Origin of the sequence: Gloeothece verrucosa PCC 7822 (assembly GCF_000147335.1) — a bacterium.
GTDB classification, from domain to species: Bacteria; Cyanobacteriota; Cyanobacteriia; order Cyanobacteriales; family Microcystaceae; genus Gloeothece; species Gloeothece verrucosa.
In genome coordinates, this window is record NC_014501.1 from 623,195 (window position 1) to 644,278 (window position 21,084).

Annotated in this window: 16 protein-coding genes and 1 pseudogene; 10 read left to right on the forward strand and 7 right to left on the reverse strand. The window is 40.9% G+C overall.

From position 1 onward, the window contains the following. The first annotated feature begins 39 nt into the window (after nt 1–39). Nucleotides 40–3,405, forward strand: a complete 3,366-nt coding sequence (locus CYAN7822_RS34335) for an SUMF1/EgtB/PvdO family nonheme iron enzyme (protein ID WP_013320714.1) — start codon at nt 40–42, stop codon at nt 3,403–3,405. Between the two features lie 37 nt (nt 3,406–3,442). On the opposite strand, the gene CYAN7822_RS02745 is transcribed toward CYAN7822_RS34335, so the two are convergent. After that, nucleotides 3,443–4,810 carry an RNA-guided endonuclease InsQ/TnpB family protein gene (locus CYAN7822_RS02745; protein ID WP_013320715.1) on the reverse strand — a complete coding sequence of 456 codons (1,368 nt, stop codon included), beginning with the start codon at nt 4,808–4,810 and terminating at the stop codon, nt 3,443–3,445. 277 nt (nt 4,811–5,087) lie between these two features. Between CYAN7822_RS02745 and CYAN7822_RS35495 the strand changes: the two are divergent. Beyond that, a pseudogene (locus CYAN7822_RS35495) lies at nt 5,088–5,456 on the forward strand (formylglycine-generating enzyme family protein); the annotation flags it as partial. 293 nt (nt 5,457–5,749) lie between these two features. Here the strand turns inward: CYAN7822_RS35495 and CYAN7822_RS02750 are convergent. The 3 genes from CYAN7822_RS02750 to hppD form a co-directional block, all read right to left on the reverse strand. After that, the gene (locus CYAN7822_RS02750; protein ID WP_013320716.1) at nt 5,750–6,475 is read right to left on the reverse strand and encodes a Uma2 family endonuclease; all 726 of its coding nucleotides are present in this window, start codon (nt 6,473–6,475) and stop codon (nt 5,750–5,752) included. A gap of 281 nt (nt 6,476–6,756) precedes the next feature. Beyond that, the gene (locus CYAN7822_RS02755) at nt 6,757–7,911 is read right to left on the reverse strand and encodes a homogentisate 1,2-dioxygenase (RefSeq protein ID WP_013320717.1); all 1,155 of its coding nucleotides are present in this window, start codon (nt 7,909–7,911) and stop codon (nt 6,757–6,759) included. Between the two features lie 12 nt (nt 7,912–7,923). Continuing rightward, nucleotides 7,924–9,012 (reverse strand): 4-hydroxyphenylpyruvate dioxygenase, encoded by a 1,089-nt coding sequence (gene hppD, locus CYAN7822_RS02760; RefSeq protein ID WP_013320718.1) that lies wholly within the window; start codon nt 9,010–9,012, stop codon nt 7,924–7,926. A gap of 143 nt (nt 9,013–9,155) precedes the next feature. On the opposite strand from hppD, the gene CYAN7822_RS02765 reads away from it, so the two are divergent. From CYAN7822_RS02765 to dhaK, 3 genes are all read left to right on the forward strand, one after another. Further along, on the forward strand, nt 9,156–10,022 hold the full coding sequence (locus CYAN7822_RS02765; RefSeq protein WP_013320719.1) for a hypothetical protein: 867 nt from the start codon (nt 9,156–9,158) through the stop codon (nt 10,020–10,022). A 13-nt stretch (nt 10,023–10,035) separates the two neighbouring features. Continuing rightward, nucleotides 10,036–11,367 carry a fumarylacetoacetase gene (fahA, locus tag CYAN7822_RS02770; protein WP_013320720.1) on the forward strand — a complete coding sequence of 444 codons (1,332 nt, stop codon included), beginning with the start codon at nt 10,036–10,038 and terminating at the stop codon, nt 11,365–11,367. A 67-nt stretch (nt 11,368–11,434) separates the two neighbouring features. Continuing rightward, nucleotides 11,435–12,502, forward strand: coding sequence for a dihydroxyacetone kinase subunit DhaK (dhaK, locus tag CYAN7822_RS02775; RefSeq protein ID WP_013320721.1), 1,068 nt, complete (start codon nt 11,435–11,437; stop codon nt 12,500–12,502). A gap of 130 nt (nt 12,503–12,632) precedes the next feature. On the opposite strand, the gene CYAN7822_RS02780 is transcribed toward dhaK, so the two are convergent. Beyond that, nucleotides 12,633–13,172: a DUF1772 domain-containing protein gene (locus tag CYAN7822_RS02780; protein WP_013320722.1), complete on the reverse strand. Its 540-nt coding sequence runs from the start codon at nt 13,170–13,172 to the stop codon at nt 12,633–12,635. Between the two features lie 127 nt (nt 13,173–13,299). On the opposite strand from CYAN7822_RS02780, the gene dhaL reads away from it, so the two are divergent. Beyond that, nucleotides 13,300–13,935, forward strand: coding sequence for a dihydroxyacetone kinase subunit DhaL (gene dhaL, locus CYAN7822_RS02785; RefSeq protein WP_013320723.1), 636 nt, complete (start codon nt 13,300–13,302; stop codon nt 13,933–13,935). A 63-nt stretch (nt 13,936–13,998) separates the two neighbouring features. On the opposite strand, the gene CYAN7822_RS02790 is transcribed toward dhaL, so the two are convergent. Together CYAN7822_RS02790 and bchI are read right to left on the reverse strand one after the other, a co-directional pair. Beyond that, nucleotides 13,999–15,291: an FAD-dependent oxidoreductase gene (locus tag CYAN7822_RS02790; RefSeq protein WP_041933463.1), complete on the reverse strand. Its 1,293-nt coding sequence runs from the start codon at nt 15,289–15,291 to the stop codon at nt 13,999–14,001. Nucleotides 15,292–15,388: 97 nt separating this feature from the next. Beyond that, nucleotides 15,389–16,462, reverse strand: a complete 1,074-nt coding sequence (gene bchI, locus CYAN7822_RS02795) for a magnesium chelatase ATPase subunit I (RefSeq protein WP_013320725.1) — start codon at nt 16,460–16,462, stop codon at nt 15,389–15,391. Nucleotides 16,463–16,847: 385 nt separating this feature from the next. Here bchI and CYAN7822_RS02800 point away from each other — a divergent pair, with 385 nt between their 5' ends. From CYAN7822_RS02800 to CYAN7822_RS02815, 4 genes are all read left to right on the forward strand, one after another. After that, complete coding sequence (locus CYAN7822_RS02800) at nt 16,848–17,093, forward strand: ChaB family protein (RefSeq protein ID WP_013320726.1); 246 nt, start codon at nt 16,848–16,850, stop codon at nt 17,091–17,093. Between the two features lie 189 nt (nt 17,094–17,282). Further along, entirely contained in the window at nt 17,283–18,065 is a 783-nt protein-coding gene (locus tag CYAN7822_RS02805; RefSeq protein WP_041933464.1) for an SDR family oxidoreductase, read from the forward strand. Between the two features lie 85 nt (nt 18,066–18,150). Beyond that, entirely contained in the window at nt 18,151–20,490 is a 2,340-nt protein-coding gene (locus CYAN7822_RS02810) for a glycoside hydrolase family 31 protein (protein WP_013320728.1), read from the forward strand. Nucleotides 20,491–20,591: 101 nt separating this feature from the next. Further along, a complete protein-coding gene (locus CYAN7822_RS02815) occupies nt 20,592–21,032 on the forward strand; it encodes a type II toxin-antitoxin system VapC family toxin (protein WP_013320729.1) in 441 nt (146 codons plus the stop codon). Nucleotides 21,033–21,084 lie beyond the last annotated feature (52 nt).

Genomic DNA, 21,084 nt, shown 5'->3' on the forward strand with positions numbered 1-21,084 from the left:
CTAAAATGAGAAAATAGTGAGCTTTGAGGGGGTGGGGAAATGGAAAAAGTTGTCAGTGTGATGTTGGTTTTACTGAATGGCGTTTTAGCTTACCTCATTAACCAACTGCCGGCAAAAGACGAGTTATTATCTTCAGATATTCCTAATTCCTTAATATTTTGGCTCACTGGGGCCTGTTTTGCCCTCATTATTTGGCTAACTTTAAAGGCTAATAGTTCATCATCTACAGGAACCACCACTAACGGAAATTGGTTAAGTAGTTTACTTCCTTTAATTGGTGCAGTTATTCTATTTGGATTACTAAAATTTGCTCATCTACCTGAACAATTTAATCAGGGGTTATTTTATACTTCTCTAGGTTTATTTATTGTCGGTGTTTTTCTACCCGTATTAGTATTAGCACAGGGAATCTGGCCAACTAATCAAACTCTATTTTTACGGATTTCCTACTGGGTTTTAATGGGGGTTGGAGTTTTTGGAGTTCTTGGCTTTTCTTTTAAAGCTCAGTGGGGCTTGGTAATCCTCTGCTTGTTCGGCACAATAACTCTAATATTGTCGCCGATTTTGCAAAAGTTAATTAAAAATATACACCAGAGAGTCACGCCCTATTATCAAGCTTGGTTAGAAAATTTATTAGACAAAATAGCCAGTAAATTTGAATTTGGATTATGGGAAAAAATCTCATCATTTGAAAATAAATATTCTAAAAGTTTAATTGACAAATTAAGCAGTTATAAGGTAGAAGGCTTTCGGATTGGCTTACCGGTTTTAGAGTTAGAAGATGTTTTTATTTCTCTCCAAGTTGTCACCGAAATTCCCGATAAGGTTAGCGGCTCCATGATTCAGCCAAAAATAAATCATGAAAGTCATGAAATATGGAATTTTTTAGCCAAAATAAAAGATTTTGATGCTTATCGCTGTTTAGCTATTCTTGGCGCTCCTGGCTCAGGAAAAACCACTCTACTGAAATATTTAACTCTCACCTATGCCAAAAAGAACCATAAAAAATATAATGTACCAAAATTCACCCCTGTATTTTTATATTTGCGGGATTTGCGCCACCAAATTATCACCCAGCCACCTCCCAATTTAGCCGATTTAATTAAAGAACAAATAGAAAAGCTTCCCGCTTCTTCTCCTTTAATTCCCCCTAAGAATTGGATAGAAGAGGAATTAAAACAATCTTTGGTTATGTTAGATGGATTAGATGAAGTAGCCGATGAAACAGAACGAGACGCAGTGAGTCAATGGGTTAATTCTCAAATGAAAACCTACTCTAAAACTGCATTTATTATCACTTCTCGCCCTCATGGTTATACCTATTTAGAACAAGTGGGCACTGTTTTACAAGTGTTGCCTTTTAATATCCAACAGGTGAGGCAATTTATCAAGAGTTGGTATCTCCACACAGAAATTAGAAGCCATGCTAAAGATAACCCGGCTGTTCGCCAAGACGCTCAACAAAATGCTGAGAAATTGATTGAAAAAATTATCTATAACCGAGCTATTGCAGATATGGCGACCAATCCTTTATTAGTCACCATGATTGCAACAGTTCACTACTGTGGGAGTGCTTTACCGGGTAGAAGAGTAGAACTTTATGAAAAAATTTGCAGTCTTCTTTTAGGAGCTAGACAAGAAGCTAAAAAGATACAAAGACCCCTCACTGCCAAGCAAAATCAAGCGGTTTTACAGGTTTTAGCCTTGGCTTTGATGCAAAAGCAAAAAAGAACCTTTACCCTGTCTGAAGGAGAAGCAATTATTAAACAAGAACTGGCTCAAGTCGCCGGAAATCGTCTCACACCTCATGATTTTTTAGAAAAAGAAATTAAACGAATCAGTGGGCTATTAATAGAACGAGATTTAGGTAATTATGAATTTGTCCATTTAAGTTTTCAAGAATATTTAGCCGCCGTTCAGGTGAAAGACTTACAACAAGATACCCTGTTAACTGATAATATTCATGATCCTTGGTGGGCGGAAACCATTCGCCTTTATGCGGCTCAAGCTAATGCTACAACATTAATTGAAAAAGCTTTAGAAAATCACACCGTTGCTTCTCTGTGTTTAGCTTATGATTGCCGTAAAGAAGGGTTGAGAGTTAAACCAACTGTTGGTCAAAGACTTGATGATATTTTAGAGAGAGGATTAGAATCAGATGACGCAATTATTGCCAAGCTTGCCGCAGAGGTTAAATTATCACGCCGGTTGAATAATTTATTGAAAATCAAGGAAACCTTAGCAATAGATACCGGTTATATTAGTCAGGCTGAGTATTTTATTTTTGCCCAAGTAAAACAAAACAACACTTCTGGGGATTTTCAGCCGAGTCAAGCTAGACATCCCAAAACTGACATTAACTTAACAGATGCTTTAGCATTTTGTGCTTGGCTAACTGATAGGGCTTTAGCCAGTCAAACCCCAGTTTATTATAGGCTACCCACGATTAACGAGTGTCAATCCTATCCTCCGAAAGGACAGATAAGCTTGAATAGTTGGACGGTAGGAAATCCCTTGACCTCTCCCCCAACCCCTCTCCTACAAGGAGAGGGGAGCAATTCTTTGCCTCAAGTTTTAGAGTATGGTATTCGAGTTGTTGAGGCACAACTGCCTTCTGAATACGTTATCCTGGCTGGTTACCTTGCAACCAGTGATTGGCAAAAAGCAGACCGTGAAACTACTGCTATCCTGCGTCAGGCTACTAATGATGGGGTACTTGATGCGGCGGCTTTGGCTAACCTCCCCCGTGAAACCCTATGTATTCTTGATTTCCTCTGGTTGTCCTATTCTGGAGGGCGCTTTGGTATCGGAATACAACTTAGCATTTGGAAAATTTTGAAAGGAAAACCACTTCCCAAATACTTTCCCCGTAATTTCTATTCACAAAACCCAAACAGTAGGACAAATATGTTTTCAGCCCTAGATGAGCTATTTGTTAAGTGTCGTATTGAGCGATCACTGCTAAGATTTAACTTTGAGATTGTTACAGTCAACCGTCCTGGAAACATAACTCAACAGCAAACAGGACAAGCTTGTTACTTCATTGAAGATTTAGGTCAAAACACTTTCCTTGAGATGGTTGACATTCCTGGGGGAACATTTATGATGGGGTCATCGGATAATGACAACGAAAAACCCCAACATCAAGTTACCGTATCTCCCTTTTTTATGAGTAAATATCCCATCACTCAGCAACAGTGGAAAGCGGTTGCATCTCTACCGAAAGTTAAACGTGAACTACATTTAGATCCCTCCTACTTTAAAGGAGATAATCGGCCAGTAGAAAAGATATCCTGGTTAGATGCAGTGGAATTTTGTCAACGATTATCGAGCAAAACCGGACGAGACTATCAACTCCCCTCAGAAGCTCAATGGGAATATGCTTTTGACATCTCCGTTGCTTAAAAGACAACGGATTCTAAGCTGAGATTGCTACGGCGGTTTAAAACGCGCCTCCGCAATCGGTCTTACGATATAATTTTTTCATGTCTGTGAATAAATCGTACCGTTTTGGGAGTGCCAAAGCTCCCCTAGTGACCTTGGCTAAATCTAGGTTTAGCTGTGTCATTACCTTTTTTAAAATATTAGCTGAACCGTTACAGTCACTATTAATTAATAGCCCATTTTTTGTACGATACAGCCCTCTTTTTATTCTTTTTCCTGAAAATTTGTACTGACTGGGTTTTTCACCATGTCTAGGCACTAAATCATTATCAAGAAAACTTGCTTTAGAAGAGTACGCTTCTTCAGTTTCAGTAAAAATTATCCCATAATAATCGCATAACTCCTTAATTCTATTCTTAAGTCTGGCTGTGGGAATTTGGACAAATTCTTGGTTGTTCTTTTTGCCTATATTAATTTCGTTTTTACTCCCAGTGTTCCAACCAAAAACAATATTGCCTATTGTATGTTTAAGACAGTAATTAATTACAAATTTCGCTGCTTTATTAATAACGTCTCTCATTTGGTTATTCCTTTTTTCTGTTACGCTATCTAGCACTTTATCCCAATATTTAGCCGGGTTACCTTTTTTAAGCTTGGCTACTTTACGATGATAATTTTGATTGATAGATTTAATTTTTCTGCCATCAATGATAAAACTTTTTCCTTTATTTGACAAGCAAGTTAACCAATTTGTTAGACCTGGGTCAATTCCTAATGCTAGAGAATAATCAAGTTGTATAGAGGGGGGTTCTTCAACTTTGTAAACATACTCTACATATAAACTTTGATTTTTAGGAATGATCCTTACTTCGGCTATTTGTTCTATTGTTATTCCAGTGCAGCCGTTTATCCAAATTTCTGTTAATCCCAAATCCGTTTTTATATCGTTATTTAATTCACAACTAATAGGAAGTTTGCACTTACCTGTTTCAAGATTGAAAGATATAGCTTGAGCCGGATAAGTAATAGGTGCTAAACCTCCTTTTTTCCTGTAATTGGGGACTTTGGGCTTATCTACTTCTCCCTTCCAATAAGCTTTTAGAAGACCGTTATAACTATTACAGGATTCTACTACCGTTTTTAATGTTTGTTGGGCACATTGTCCTCCTAAAATCTTGTAACTAAGTTCATCCTTCATTAATTTACATAACTCCGCATAAGTTATCTTAAGGAATCTATCTCTACGTCCACATCTATAAAACCCTTCTCGGTCAAAGTAACATTTAGTCTCACAAGATTCAAAATGTCTTTGGCGGATTAGATAAAGAGAAGAGTTGATTAGGTTGTTAGACTGCTGACATAAATAAGTCAAATGTGCTTTAACGGCATCTGATACTTTTAATTTAACCGGTTTTGTCCCATACATTAGTTGACTACCTCCTCATTATTTAGGATACTAAAATATAGCTATTTTGGTCAAAAAAGTTAACAAAATTTATTCAATTTTTGAGAAATAAAAAAACTAAGATTAGGAGATAAATTGACTATCATCTATTAACTAATAAACACAACGGGATAAATCCCGTCGCGTCGGGTTTCATCCGTTGCTTGAAAGCTTGCCCTGAGCGAGCGAAGGGACAACGGCTCTCACCCTCCCGTATTATTTTGGTAGAGCAGGGACAACTACACCCTTTTACTTTGGGGAAACTTTAACAGATCAGTTAGCTAACTATAATGCTCAACAGACTTATGCCGACGAACCACAAGGACAGTATAGACAAGAAACAACCTCAGTAGGACAATTTTCCCCTAATGCCTTTGGCTTGTATGATATGCACGGGAATGTCTGGGAATGGTGCGCTGATGATAGGCATAACGACTATAAAAATGCCCCTAATGATGGAAGTCCTTGGCTTAATAAAAATGATAATCGTTCTCGAAAAATAATTCGCGGCGGTTCTTGGTACGACCTCCCGAATAACTGCCGTAGTGCCAACCGCTTCAACGGCAACACCGACTACGACGACGATAATATTGGTTTTCGGGTAGTGTTAGGTGTGCCCAGGACTTAATTCCCCTTGGCGCTTTTGCCCTTTTTCCCTTTGCCTTTTCTCGGCCGAAGGTGGATCGCTACAAAAATAAAAATATTAAGTTTTGTTAAGTTAATTGTCGGGTGGGAAATGTCGGCGATAAGTTCGAGTGGAGGGGTGTCAAAGCTTCGCTCCGATATTTGTCACGAAAACCCCATAGTTGAACGCTAAACCTCGAAATGGGTGCGTTACGGCGGATTGTTAAATCTATGTCATGCTCATTGATGGTCGCCGCCTAACACACCCTACATTTATACATTTATTCATTTATTCATTTACAACTGATCGGGATCAACCCCTAGCGCCTTTAATTGTTCAGCCAGGAGTCTTGCTCTTTCTTCGGCATTTTGGGCGCGTTGTTCGGCATTTTGGGCCTGTTGTTCGGCATTTTGGGCGCGTTCATCTCCAGTTAAGAGAACATTACCATCCTGATAGCACCAACGTAACCAAGTATCCTCTCTTCCCTCAAATTTTCCCTCCCATAAAGTTAGCCCTAAACCCACTTGTTCTAACCAAGTTTGATCAGTTTGAAAATAGCGCCTTCCTCTCAGTTCAAAAATCTGTAAAACCTTCTCTCCTAGCTGATGACTGGGATCATAAACAACATAATAACTCGCCCGCATTTGCTCATAAATCCCTAACTTTTTCCCTAATTCTTCCCCTTCCTGGTTAGAAACTATTTCAATAACCACTTCTGGCGGCTTGCCAAATTGCCACATTAAATAACAACGATGGGATTTTTCCCACCAGTTTGGCGGCACTTGCACATCTAAACTTAAAAACACATCAGGAACAATCGGCGGCTGACCGAGAGCGTGATATATTCCTACATTAGCCGCAGCAATAAAAATTTCATCAGCTTTAGCACTGTAGAGAACGCTGGTTAAGAGGCGCTGTTGCTTTTGTGAAGCGAAGTTATCCACAGGGGTATCATCCTCGGTCACTAATTGGCTAACATCAGGGTTGAGGTAATCCTCATAAGTTAAAGTAGGGTCTATCATGGGTTGTCTTTTGGGGTGAGCGATTTTATAATTTTATCTACTAAATAAGGTAGGGCTGTTTCATATGCACAAATTCCCGCAGGCTGAAGCCTCTGGCTCTACGGACAAAGCCTGCCTACGCAGGCTTCAATATTTAATATTTATTAATAACAAAAAATTCAGCCCGCGCAGGCGGGCTTCGCTCGTGTAGCTGCACCCTTCAGGGTGGTAGCGCAAGATAAAATGAAACAGCCCTGGGCCTTATTAAGGGGAGAGAATAAGAATTATTTTTATCAAAGTGCTTAAATCATCCAACTATAAAGATATTCAGAATCTTCCAATAAAAGCGCCTGCTTAGTGAGCCGCAGAGGACGAAAAGTATCAATCATAACCGCTAATTCATCAGTTTTTTGCTTACCAATAGCTCCCTCATACATACCCGGATGAGGACCATGAGGAAGTCCCCGAGGATGAAGGGTAATTGATGCTTCCTCAATACCCTTGCGCGACATAAAATTGCCCCGAACGTAGTAAAGCACCTCATCAGAATCGATATTAGAATGATTATAAGGCGCAGGAATAGCCAGGGGATGAAAATCAAAAAGACGCGGCACAAAAGAACAGACCACAAAACCCGCACTTTCAAAGGTTTGATGTACTGGCGGCGGTTGGTGAATACGTCCGACAATGGGTTCAAAATCTTCAATATTAAAGCGATAGGGATAAAGATAACCATCCCATCCCACCACATCTAAAGGATGATATTGATACAGATAGCTACAGAGGAAGTCTCCAGTTTTGACTCGGACTTCAAATTCTCCTTTTTCATCATAAGTGATCAATTCCTCCGGCAGACCCAGGTCGCGCTCATTATAAGGGGAATGTTCCAAAAATTGACCGTAACGGTTGAGATAACGCGCTGGCGGCTCAATATGGCTATTAGCCTCTATAACTAGCATTCTCTGGGGGTTTTCATCAGGAAGAATACGCCAAAGCACACCGGTAGGTATGACCAAATAATCCCCCGGACCATAACGCACAATACCAAACTGACTCTCTAAAATCCCAGTGCCTTCGTGAATAAAAATCAGTTCATCCCCATTGCCAAAACGATACCAATAAGACATCGGAAGAGTAGGACAAGCTATCGAAATGCAGACATCTCCATTGGCCATTAAAGGAACCCGAGAATCTATGGCATCCCCTTTACTTGTTACTTTTGCCGTCCGTAAATGGCGGTGATGTAAGGCATCCTGTTCTTCATAGACAAGCTCAACTTTTTTTGAGTGCAATAGTTTACAAAGTCCAGTGGGGGGATGTACATGATACAGTAGAGACTGAATACCCGAAAACCCCCGAGTGCTAATTAATTCTTCATGATATAAAGACCCGTCAGGTTGGCGAAACTGAACGTGCCGCTTTGATGGTATATTCCCTAACTTCTTGTAATAAGGCATAATCTTATTTAGCTATAAATTTCCTCTTAGAACCTGTTCTCGTTCAATAGCCTCAAACAACGCTTTAAAATTCCCCTCTCCGAAACCTTGAGCGCCTTGACGTTGAATAATTTCAAAAAACAGAGTCGGACGGTCTTGCACCGGTTGGGTGAAAATCTGGAGTAAATACCCCTGATGATCATAATCCACTAAAATTTCTAGCTCTGCCAATTGCTCAATAGGTTCCTCGAGATTTCCCACCCGTTGAGCTAAATTTTCATAATAACTTTTAGGGGTATGGAGAAACTCTACCCCCGCCTTTCTCATGCGAGTTACCGTTTCAATAATATTATCCGTCGCTAAAGCCACGTGCTGAATACCCGCCCCTTGATTATATTCCAAATATTCTTGAATCTGGGACTTACCCTTACTCAACGCCGGTTCATTAATAGGAAACTTAATTTTACCGGTACTATCTTGCATCACCTTAGACATTAAAGCCGAATACTCTGTCGAAATGGTCTGATCATCAAAATGCACCAAAACACTAAAACCCATTGTCTCCTCAAAAAAGCGTACCCAATGGTCCATCATTCCAGACTCAACATTTCCCACAATATGATCGATGGTCTTTAAACCCGTATCTTGAGAAGTCACCCCATAGCGCCGCTCAAAATAAGGAGCAAAAACCCCCTTATAATCACTACGGTCTACAAACTTAATTAACACATCCCCATAACCTCGAATAGCCGCATAACGAAAAATCCCCTGTCCATCTTCATCCTCAGTCGGTTCAATAACCCCCACAGCACCACGACTGGTAGTTTCCTTATAAGCACTCACCACGTCAGGAACCTCCAAAGCAATAACCGCAATAGCATCACCATGCTTTAACACACTTTGAGAGATAGGATGGTCAGGACTTAACCCCGAACTTAAAACAAAGCGAATCTCACCTTGTTCCATCACATAAGAAGCAATTTCACGGCTACCCGTTTCCAGTCCCCGATAAGCTGTCTCAGTAAAGCCAAACAACTTAGAATAAAAAACAGCCGCCCCTAAAGCATTCCCAACATAAAACTCAAGATGATCAAATCGCTTAATCGGACAAAAATCCTTCATTGACAACTCCCCTCTAAAGTGCATGGAAACATTGTAACAATTTCCTAAAAAAATTGCTTTTATGCACCAAATATGATAACCATAAAGCTTACTCAAACCTCAACTCTTTGCGCTATAGCGCGAAAATTTATCCATAAACCCCCATGCTGACCCCAATCAAAACCTTACTCTCATCAATCGTCGACTATGCAGGCCTCTTTCCTCCTGCCAAACTCGACTTACCACAAGCCATGACCCAATATAGCGAACAACGAACAGCCGCTTACGAGTGGATGTTAGGAACTTTTGTATTACCAAGCTCCCGCCTAGACGACTTGGAAAAACTCCTCCCTCAATTTACCTTACCCCAATGGTCACTCAGCCTAATTCTCTCTCAAAACTGGCAGGCAGACCTAGAAAAAGCCTTAACCCTCCAAAACCCAAAAATAACCATTACCGCCTTAGAATTCCCGCCGCTTTCTCCCACAGAAATAGAAAAAGCATTGCATCAGCTTCCGACAAAAATAAACGCCTTTTTTGAAATACCTTTTAGTGAAGAAATCACGCCATTTTTAGCCATCTTAAAAAACCCATCAGCATCAGCCAAACTGAGAACCGGAGGACTAACAAGTAATGCCTTTCCGAGTGCCGCTAAACTCGGTGAATTTATTTACGCTTTAGGTAAAGAAAAAGTATCCTTTAAAGCCACGGCCGGACTACACCATCCCTTAAGGAGCGAACAACCCTTAACCCCTGAACCTCTTTTAGTTAAGATGCACGGCTTTTTAAATTTAGCCCTATTTGCCGCCTTAGTTTATGGACAAAAAGCCAGTTTAGAAGCAGGAATAAACCTATTAGAAGAAACCCACCTTGATCATTTTCAATTTCTGACAGACAGAATTTTTTGGCGAGATTATGAATTAAGCTTACCCGAAATAGAACAAAGCCGGCTTTCATTTTTTCAATCCTTTGGTTCCTGCTCTTTGAGTGAACCCATAGAAGACCTAAAACAGTTACAATTAATTAGTTAAAAACCGAGTACCCATGAGCGCGAAAGAATCTATTAATCCTACGATTGATGAGACTCATAATCCTAACTTACGGAGTTGGGTAGAATCAGCCAATCAAAAAGACACTGATTTTCCGATTCAGAATCTACCTGTTGGGGTATTTCGGCGCAGAAATGAGCTATCGCCGCGTCTTGGTGTCGCCATTGGCGATCAAATTTTAGATTTAGCCGCCGTTGGTGAGGTAGGTTTATTAGCCGAACTTTCAGAGGATTTGCAAGCGGCTTGTGGTGCGTCTAATTTAAACTCTATGATGGCCTTGGGGCGTGAGAGTGCGTTATTACTACGCCGCCAGATTAGTCAATTGCTACGTTATAACTCAGACTCATCACCTCCAGAAAGTAAAATTTTGCTGCCTATCTCTGAAGCACAATTATTATTACCCGCCAGTATTGGTGACTATACCGATTTTTACGCCTCGATTTTTCACGCCACCAATGTGGGAAAACTATTTCGGCCTGATAATCCTTTATTACCTAACTATAAATATATTCCTGTCGCCTATCATGGGCGTGCTTCTTCCATTGTAGCCAGTGGGACTCCCATTCGGCGGCCTGTTGGTCAGAGCAAGCGCCCTGAAGAGTCTGTTCCCAGTTTTGCGGCTTCTAAACTTCTAGACTATGAAGTAGAGGTGGGTCTGTTTGTGGGTGCTGGTAATGCTTTAGGAGAATCGATTACCATTGATAGGGCAGAGGATCATATTTTCGGACTTTGTTTAGTCAATGATTGGTCGGCACGAGATATACAAGCTTGGGAATATCAACCGTTAGGCCCTTTTCTGGGTAAAAGCTTTGCCACCACGATATCTCCTTGGGTAGTGACCCTAGATGCCCTTGCCCCCTTTCGCTGTGCGGCTATGAAGCGTAATAGCGATGACCCTGCACCTTTAGCTTATCTTGCTTGCTCTACTAATAGCCAATTCGGAGGCATTAATTTAACGGTTGAAGTCTTACTACATTCGGTCCAAATGAGAGAAATGGGGATAGAACCATTACCTATCAGCCGCGCTTCTTTTACTCAAATGTACTGGACTATCGCACAGATGGTTACTCATCACACCAGTAATGGTTGCAATCTGCGTTCAGGAGATTTATTGGCCAGTGGTACGGTTTCCGGTGCTGATGAGGGTTCACAAGGCAGTTTACTAGAAATTACGCGGCGGGGTGAGCAACCTATTCAACTGCCAAGCGGCGAGACACGCTCTTTTCTAGCCGATGGTGACGAAGTTATTTTGCGCGGCTATTGTGAAAAAGAAGGTTATGTAAAAATTGGTTTTGGTGAGTGCCGGGGTAAAATTTTTTCGTATTAAATAATAAATTATATAATCGCCAATTAAAAACCCCTGAGAAAATTCTGCAATTTCAATTAAAACCCCCATGAAAAAGCTGATCAATCATCCCGACACCGTTGTCCGCGAGACTCTAGAAGGAATGGCACTGGCTCATCCTGAGCTAATTAAAGTCCATTTTGACCCTCATTTTATCTATCGTGCGGATGCTCCTGTTAGCAACAAAGTCGCCCTCATTTCTGGTGGCGGCAGTGGCCATGAACCCATGCACGGGGGTTTTGTGGGAAGAGGAATGTTAGATGCGGCTTGTCCGGGTGAAATTTTTACCTCTCCTACCCCGGATCAAATGTTAGAAGCGGCTAAAACAGTTAACAGTGGTTTGGGGGTACTTTATATCGTCAAAAATTATAGCGGCGATGTAATGAATTTTGAGATGGCCGCAGAATTAGCCGCATCAGAAGACATCAAAGTGAATAATATTCTCATAGATGATGATGTAGCCGTCAAAGATAGCCTCTATACCCAAGGAAGACGAGGAGTAGGAACAACCGTCTTAGCTGAGAAAATTTGCGGAGCGGCAGCCGAAGCCGGTTATGATTTAAAACAAGTATCGGATCTCTGCCGTAAAGTCAATTTAAATGGGCGTAGTATGGGAATGGCCTTAACCTCTTGTACCACTCCTGCTAAAGGCAGTCCCACTTTTGAGTTAGGAGAGGATGAAATAGAATTTGGCATCGGAATTCATGGCGAACCCGGACGGGAGAGAATGCTTTTAAAGTCGGCTGATGAAATTACAGAAATGTTAGCCTTATCCATTATTGAAGATACGAATTATAGTCGTACCCTGCGAGAATTAAATCTCAAAACCGGAGAATGGGAAAACTTAGAATTAATTGATCCACCTTTTGAGTCGGGGGATAGAGTATTAGCTTTTGTCAATAGTATGGGAGGAACACCGGTGTCTGAGTTGTATATTATCTATCGGAAATTAGTCGAGATTTGTGAAAAAAAAGGCTTAAAAATTGTTCGGAATTTAATCGGTGCTTATATCACCTCTTTGGATATGCAGGGATGTTCTATTACGCTTCTAAAAATGGATGATGAGTTAATTAAATTTTGGGATGCTCCAGTAAAAACGGCGGCTTTTCATTGGTAAGCTGTTGTGCATTTAAACTGGATATTATGATCTTAGGAAACAAACCCTAAAACTCTTCCCCCACACCCTACGATGCTCCGCGCTCCTTCGTCGCTTGTGCTAGGAGGTCACCCTACACCCTACACCCTGTTCATCTGCGTTCATCTGTGTTCATCTGTGGATAATTTTGAACAAAATGACGCTCACGTTCGCGGTTAAGCGGCGTTTCCAGGATCAGCGAAAGCACCAAAGCACTTAGAGCCAATAAATGAAGACCAAAACGTGCGGCATGGGAATATTCCCATTGATCTCGTAGTCTTGTCCAGTCTGCCGGTATTGACTGAGGCGTTGTCACCCCACTCCACACAGCATTGACAGGAGCATTAAACCAGAAAAAAAGCACAGGAAACGCGATCAACAGACACACAGAGGCGGCAAGGGTTAAGAAAAAAGCGGGTTGCCGCTTACGAACTAGGAACGCCAATACAAGAGTTGTTACCACTGCACTTACTTCAATATAGGCCCCGACTCCTTGGGGGCCAAACATCCAATACAGACTTTTTTGTAGAGTAATGTATAAAACCGCCGAGTAGCCCATCTTAGCAGGTAATTCTAAAGTATGGCAAAAGGTTGCCCCTGTTAACAGGGCGGTAAATAGAACCGTGATGAAGCGCCAAGTTCTTAAAAACATAGGCATCTCCTAATTTAGCCTAGATATTTCTATTGTCATCCTTTCAAGTGTGATCCTTCTCAACCATCCGATATATTTTGAGCGAGTTAGAATAAATATTTAAATCTGTGGACAATTCTCATTAAGAATGATTACCAAAGACCAAATATTACAATGGCTAGAAGCCTTAGCTAAAAGCTTCAACGAAAATAAAGACTATTTGACAGAATTAGATGCGGCTATTGGCGATGCGGATCATGGGAGCAACATGAGCCGGGGTTTTCACAAAGTCCGAGAAATATTACCCACTGTTGCTGATCAAGACCTAGGTACGATTTTTAAAACCGTTAGTATGACCTTAATTTCTACGGTGGGGGGTGCGAGTGGGCCTTTATACGGGTCTTTTTTTCTCAAGGCCAGTGCTACAGCCGCAGGAAAAGAACAATTAACCAGTGAAGAATTAGGAAATTTATTACAAACCGCAGTACAAGGAGTTATCCAACGGGGAAAAGCCAGTCTAGGCGATAAAACTATGATAGATGTGCTTGTGCCGGCGGTTGGGAGATATCAAGAAGCTATTGCTAGAGAAGATACTATTCAAGAAGCACTTTTCAAAACCGTAACTACCGCAGAAACCGAGATGAAAAATACTATCCCTCTAGTAGCAAAAAAAGGACGAGCGAGTTATCTCGGCCCTAGAAGTGCTGGACATCAAGACCCCGGGGCAACCTCTTGTTATTTAATATTGAAAGCTTTATTAGAAACCGTTAAAGATGATTCATGATGATACACTCGGATTTCCAATTTTAATCCTAGTTTTCTTTAATTAGACCAATGATAGTTACTACTAACTCCTGTAGGCTTTTTTAACTTTAGTAACCCAACCTTGACAAGATTGAAGAATTTCTGAATAGGAAACGCTGCTTTCCCAGATTTGATCTGTAAAGACAGGAGGGAAAAAGTTAGGTAATATTTTATGAAAAAAACGACCTATATTTAATCTCAGGAAAAACTCAAAAAATAATTTTTTATTACCACGAGGAAAAACATAATTAGACAATTCTCGCAAAGCCTGAGCATCTGTAACTCTTCGTCGGGTAAATTCTGGTACAGCTTGTGACCAATTATCCCCCATTTCATCCAAGAGATTATTGAAAATTTCTACATCTTCTAAAGCACTATTGCAGCCTTGACCAAGAGAAGGCGAAACAGAATGAGCCGCATCTCCAATGATTAACACATTATTCCCTTGATGATAGCGGTTACAATGAACGGTTAACACCCTTGAAATAGGACGATTAAGTAATGCCTTGGCTTCTTCTTCTGGGAGAATTTTACTCAGTTCAGGAAAATAATCGGCAAAAAATTTGAGGATGTCTTCTTTTGTCGAAAAATTTTCCAATAAATTATTTTTAGCCTCATAAATAATCACGCCATTAAGGGCTTTTTTGGCTTGTGGGACTAAAATAATGCGGAGCGACTCTCCACTTCCCCAATTATGAATTTTTCCCGCTTCTAAATTTAGTTCTCCTTGCTCATTATTCCGATGAATAAAAAGAGTTTTATAAACATCTTTTACATAACTCAGTTCACATTCAAAAGGTTCGTTTTCGCTATTAATAAAAGCATTTCTAACGGCTGAATTTGCACCGTCTGCTCCAATTAATAAATCATAATTATCGGTGAATTTTTCTCCGTCTTCTCTCGTGAATTCTAAGGTTTTTTCCTGTAAATTCACTTGAGTACATTGACAGTTAAAATAAAGCTTAAGGGACTGGTTTTGATTTTTCTTAATTAACTCTTGTAAAAGGGTATTAACTAAACCAAAACGATCCATCATCAGGAGTGGTTTTTTTCGGGTATTCCGACGAACTTTTCCATTTTTTTGATGACTTAATGACCCTGTTATGAATGTTCCCTGACTTAAAACACGTTCTTCTAAACCGGGTATTGACCTGATGGCTTTTTTGGCTCTTTCTGATAACGCGATGGGAAAAGTTCTATCATTACTAAAAGAGACATGAGTTGGGTCACTCCGTCGCTCATAAATACTAATTTGATAGTTGCCACGACGTAACAAATAATGAGCTAGAAGCAGTCCCGCCGGTCCTGCGCCAACAATAATTACTTTTGTAGTCATAATAGCTAGGTAAATCATTAAAATTACGTTCGTAGCCTGCTTGACAAATTTATTAAAATATGCTTATGCAATAACTACGAACTGAAAAGCCTCTGTTTTATTCTGCTACATCTAAGCCAAAAACGCGGCTAAAGGCTTTTTGTACCTTATAACCAGAATCAATAGATTCTAGGGGATCTTTACGGAGACGATGGCGCAGACACAGAGTAATAACTCGCTTAATATCATCGACGGTTACTTCTGTGCGTCCTTCAAAAGCGGTTAAAGCTTTAGCCGCTCTATTGGTAACAATATCACCTCGCAAACCATCGACATCTAATTCTGAACAGACTTCGGAAATTTTCACCCGTAAATCATAATCAATATTAACTCGGGATAAAAGTTGTTGAGCATTGACCAACTTTTGCTGTAAAAGGTCTTGTTCAGCTTGATATTTTCCACAGAAAGCTAAGGGATCTTGGTCAAATTCTGCCCGTTGCTCTACAATTTTCACTCGTAGCGGCGGCTCTTTAACGGTGTGAATTTCGGCGTGCATTCCGAAACGGTCTAATAATTGAGGTCGTAATTCTCCCTCTTCGGGGTTTCCTGAACCCACCAGAACAAAGCGGGCCGGATGACGGATAGAAATCCCTTCGCGTTCTACCGTATTCCATCCACTAGCGGCAGAGTCGAGCAACACATCCACTAAGTGATCGTCTAATAAGTTCACCTCATCTACATAGAGGATACCTCGGTTAGCTTTGGCTAAAAGTCCAGGTTCAAAAGCTTTGACCCCTTCTGATAGGGCTTTTTCTATATCGATCGTGCCGCAAACTCGGTCTTCTGTAGCTCCCAAGGGTAAGTCTACCATCGAGACTTTTTTCTTGGCGGTGGTTAAGGGAATTTGTTCTTCTAGTTGCTGTCTGACTTGATCACTCATCAAGTCCGGGTCTTCGGGATGGGAATTAAAGGGATCGTTAGCTACTATCTCTATTTCTGGCAATAAATCCGCTAAAGCACGGATAGTAGTCGATTTACCGGTTCCGCGATCCCCCATAATCATCACACCACCAACTTTGGGATCAATTACGTTAAGGAGTAAGGCCAGTTTCATTTCTTCTTGGCCCACAATAGCAGTAAAAGGAAAGACGACTCGGCGGGTTGAGCGAGGAGCTTGGAGAGTGGCAGTCATAGATTAATAGGTTTTTCTTTAAGGCTTGTGTTTTCTCAGTATGCTAAAAAGGCGTGTTTCTCATTGTGCCATAAAAGGGCGCAGGAAATAGAAATTGTGATTAAATGATTCTACTATGATGAATTATGATTAATTTTTTCATGATTATATGTTAGTTATAATTAGGTTATAAACTATTAGAAAAAAGAAAAATTTTATTTTTTAACAAAATTCTATATCTCTAGAGGGTTGTCAAGTTGAATAAGTCAGTATTCGTTAACTTAGAGAAAGGTTTTTAAATTTAATGAAAAATAGGATTTTAAAGCTTATATCTAAAGATAGACGCGATCTTAAGGGTTTTTGTTTGTCATAGATTATATAGATAAAATTTTTTGAGGAAAAAATTATGGCTTACGAAACTGTTGAGCAAATTCCTAATGATGTAAGAGAAAAACTGCCTGAAGGAGCGCAAAACATTTTTAGAGCGGCTTTTAATAGCGCAAGTGAAGACGGGTTAAATGAACAAGAAGCGACCCAAGTCGCATGGAACTCAATTAGAGTGAGTTATGTGCAGGGGGAAGATGGAAAATGGCAACCTAGACCCGAGGAAAAAACCGATCATAAACCTATCGGTAATATGGGTGCCGCCTAATTTCATTTTCGCGCACCGAAGCTCGCCTGGAGTTATAGGAACAAAGCCCGCAGGAGCGGGCTAAAATATTTATAATTAACTAACCTATCTTTCGGAAGAGACTAAAAGCTTACCCGCGATAGAAGCCAAAAGAAATACAAACCCGAACAATTAAAACAGTAAAAATTTGGCTGAGTGGAAACGATGGGAATGCAGCTTAAAGACAAAATAGCCGTCATTAGTGGTGCCGGTTCAGGAATAGGCAAAGCAACAGCATTATTATTGGCTCAAGAAGGCGCAAAAATTGCTACAATCGACCATACACCCGATGAAAGCCAGAAAACGGTAGATCAAATTCACACTGAAGGCGGAGAAGGACTGGTAACCATTGCTGATATTTCCCAACCTGAGCAAGTCGAGCAAGCATTTGAAAAAATTAGCGAATATTGGGGAAAAATTGATATCGTTTTTGCTAATGCCGGTATTAATGGTGTTTGGGCCCCCCTTGAAGACCTCACGCCCGAAGAATGGGATAAAACCCTATCAACCAATCTCAAAGGAACATTTTTAACGGTAAAATATGCCCTTCCTTATCTCAAACAACAGGGAGGTTCAATTATTATTAATTCCTCGGTTAATGGCACTCGAATGTTTAGCAACACCGGTGCAACCGCTTATGCTTGCTCAAAAGCCGCTCAAGTGGCACTCGCCAAAATGATAGCCGTAGAACTCGCCCAATATAAAATTAGAGTAAATGTCATTTGTCCAGGGGCGATCGATACTAATATAGATGACAGTACCACACAAGAAAACCTAGAAGAAGTTAAAATTCCCGTAGAATTTCCCGAAGGGCAAATACCCCTAACCGGCAAAGAATCCGCTAAAGCGGCACAAGTGGCGCAAGTGGTCTTATTTCTTGCCTCAGATGCTTCAAGTCATGTCACCGGTACAGAATTATGGGTAGATGGAGGACAATCATTATTACAAGGATAATCAGTACCGAAACTTTCATGAAAGTTAACAAAGTAAAAACGCTCTCTATCTTTACTATTCCCTGCTGCCTGAATCATTAAAAATTATGCCGCAATACTTCGGACAATTACCCATTCTTGAGCAACCCTGGTCAATCATCGGAACAATAAAAACCTTTAATATTAATGATCGCCATATAGACTTTAGCTGTACCAATGCCCGCTTTAGAATTACTATCCTTGCTCCTAACTTAATTCGGGTACGCTTTACCCCAAAAAACGAATTTTTACCCCGTCGTTCTTGGGCCGTTACCTTAGATGATTCTGAATGGGAAAAAACCGATTTTAAACTGGAAGAAACCCCCGAAACCATCGAAATTAAAACCGAACAAATACAGATAAAAATTTTTCGACAAAATAGTCATCTTCATTGTTATGATCAATCGGGACAACCCTTTGCTTGCGACGCAGAAACCGGTTTAGGGTGGCGTAGTGCAGAAGTAGCGGCATGGAAACAAATAGAGGCCGATGAACACTTTTATGGGTTTGGAGAACGGACCGGGTTACTCGATAAACGTAGCGAAATCAAAACCCACTGGACAATAGACGCAGTTGACTATGGCCCGCTAACCGATGAAATGTATCAGGCCATTCCCTTTTTTATCGCCTTGCGGCCTCATCTGGCCTATGGATTATTTTTAAATTCAACCTATTGGAGTCAATTTGATCTCGGCGTAGAAAAACCCGGCACTTGGCGCATGGAAACCCAAAGCCAAGAACTAGACTACTATATTATCCATGGCCCCCAACCCGCCCAAATTTTACAAACTTATACCCAACTCACCGGACGAATGCCGCTTCCTCCGGTGTGGTCCCTCGGTTATCATCAATCTCGTTGGGGATATGATACCGAAGAAGTGGTTCGTCAGGTAGCCCAAGAGTTTCGCACTCGTGAAATTCCCTGTGATGTCATTCATTTTGATATTGATTATATGCGGGGTTTTCGCGTCTTTAGCTGGAGTCCAAAACGTTTCCCTAACCCCACCGGCTTATTAGGAGACCTCTCTCAAGCCGGCTTTAAAGTGGTTACAATTATAGACCCTGGCGTGAAATATGAACCGGAAGCCGACTATACAGTCTTTGATGAAGGAATACAGAAAGACTATTTTGTGCGGAAACCGAACGGACAATTATTTCATGGCTATGTCTGGCCCGAAAAAGCGGTTTTTCCGGATTTTTTGCGTCCAGAAGTGCGTTATTGGTGGGGTGAATGTCATAAAAGTTTGACCGATGCCGGGGTAGCCGGGATTTGGAATGATATGAATGAACCCTCCATCGCGGACCGCCCTTTCGGTGAAAAAGGTCAAAAAATCTGGTTTCCGATGGATTCTCAGCAAGGGCCATTGGACGAAGCCGCTACCCATGCAGAAACTCACAACTTGTATGGGTTAATGATGGCCCGGTCAGCTTATGAAGGTTTAGAACGTCTGCGTCCACATGAACGGTCTTTTATCTTAACCCGTTCAGGTTATGCAGGTATTCAACGCTGGTCATCGGTTTGGATGGGCGATAATCAGGCAGTATGGGAACATTTAGAACAGTCTTTACCCATGTTGTGCAATATGGGGCTTTCTGGAGTGGCTTTCGTGGGTTCTGATATTGGCGGCTTTGCCCAAAATTCCACCGCAGAAATGTTTGCACGTTGGATGCAAGCGGGAATGCTTTATCCGTTTATGCGGGCCCATTCTTCTATGGGGGTAGGTCGGCGGGAACCTTGGGTCTTTGGTGATACGATCGAAGGGATATGTCGAAAGTTTATTGAACTACGTTATCAACTCATTCCTTACATCTATACCTTGTTCTGGCAAGCCGCTTTAACGGGTGAACCAATTTTGCGTCCTCTGTTATATGAATATCCTAATGACCCCAAAACTTATGAGTTACACGAGCAAGTGTTTTTAGGGTCATCTTTAATGGCGGCCCCGGTTTGTCGTCCTGGGGTGGAATATCGGGCGGTTTATTTGCCGGAGGGGGTGTGGTTTGACTGGTGGACTGGGGAACGTTATCAAGGTCCAACTCATATCTTGGCCCCTGCGCCTCTGGAAATTATGCCGCTTTATGTGAAAGCCGGTTCTATTATTCCCATGCAACCGGTAAAACAATATCTTGATGAGGAAGGGTTTTCTCAATTGAGTTTGCGAATTTATCCCGGACAGGGGGAATTTACTTTTTATGAAGATGACGGACATTCTTTTAATTATCGTCAAGGAGAATGGGCCACAACTGTCATTAGAGTTTCTCAAAAAAACGATCAGGTTATTGTCGATATTGCCCCCCGTCAAGGACAATGGAAGCCGCCAAGCCGCACTATTATTATTCAAGTGGTTGGTATAGGTGAGAAGGAATTTGTTGATGATGGAACAGGTTATCAGTGGCAATTTCCCTAACAGTTGAGAGAGTTGTTTTTTCTTCCATGTTCCTGCATAAATGCTGTTTAGGGCACATTCATTTATACTTAGATCAATACTAATTGACAAGAGATATTAAAATGCAACAGTATGACAGTCAGCCTCTTGTTTTCTTAGATACAAATGTGGTGGCGGCTTATATACGTGGTGAGTCACCTAGTTCGCGTCTATTTTCTGATGAAATACGTAAAAAGTTACGTCTTGCCATTAATCCTATTGTGCTTCAAGAACTCCTTTTTTTACCAGAAACCCAGAAGAATCCTGAAAGACTTGACCAACTTCAACAGCAAGTTGAGATGCTGTATTTCAATTACGAGAAGGCAGAAGAATATTTTAAAAATGCTTCGGACTTGCGTAATCGAGGGGTTCATGCAAGTGATGTTTTAATTCTTAGTAGTGCGGCAGAATGTGATTACTTAATTACTTATGACCAAATATTAAGGTCATTATCTAGCGAAAAGCTTGAGATCCTCACACCTGAACAACTACAACAATTTTGTAACAGGGTGGGAAGTTTTTAGAAGTTTCACCCTAATACTAAGCCTTTTTAATGTCAATATAATTAGTGATAAC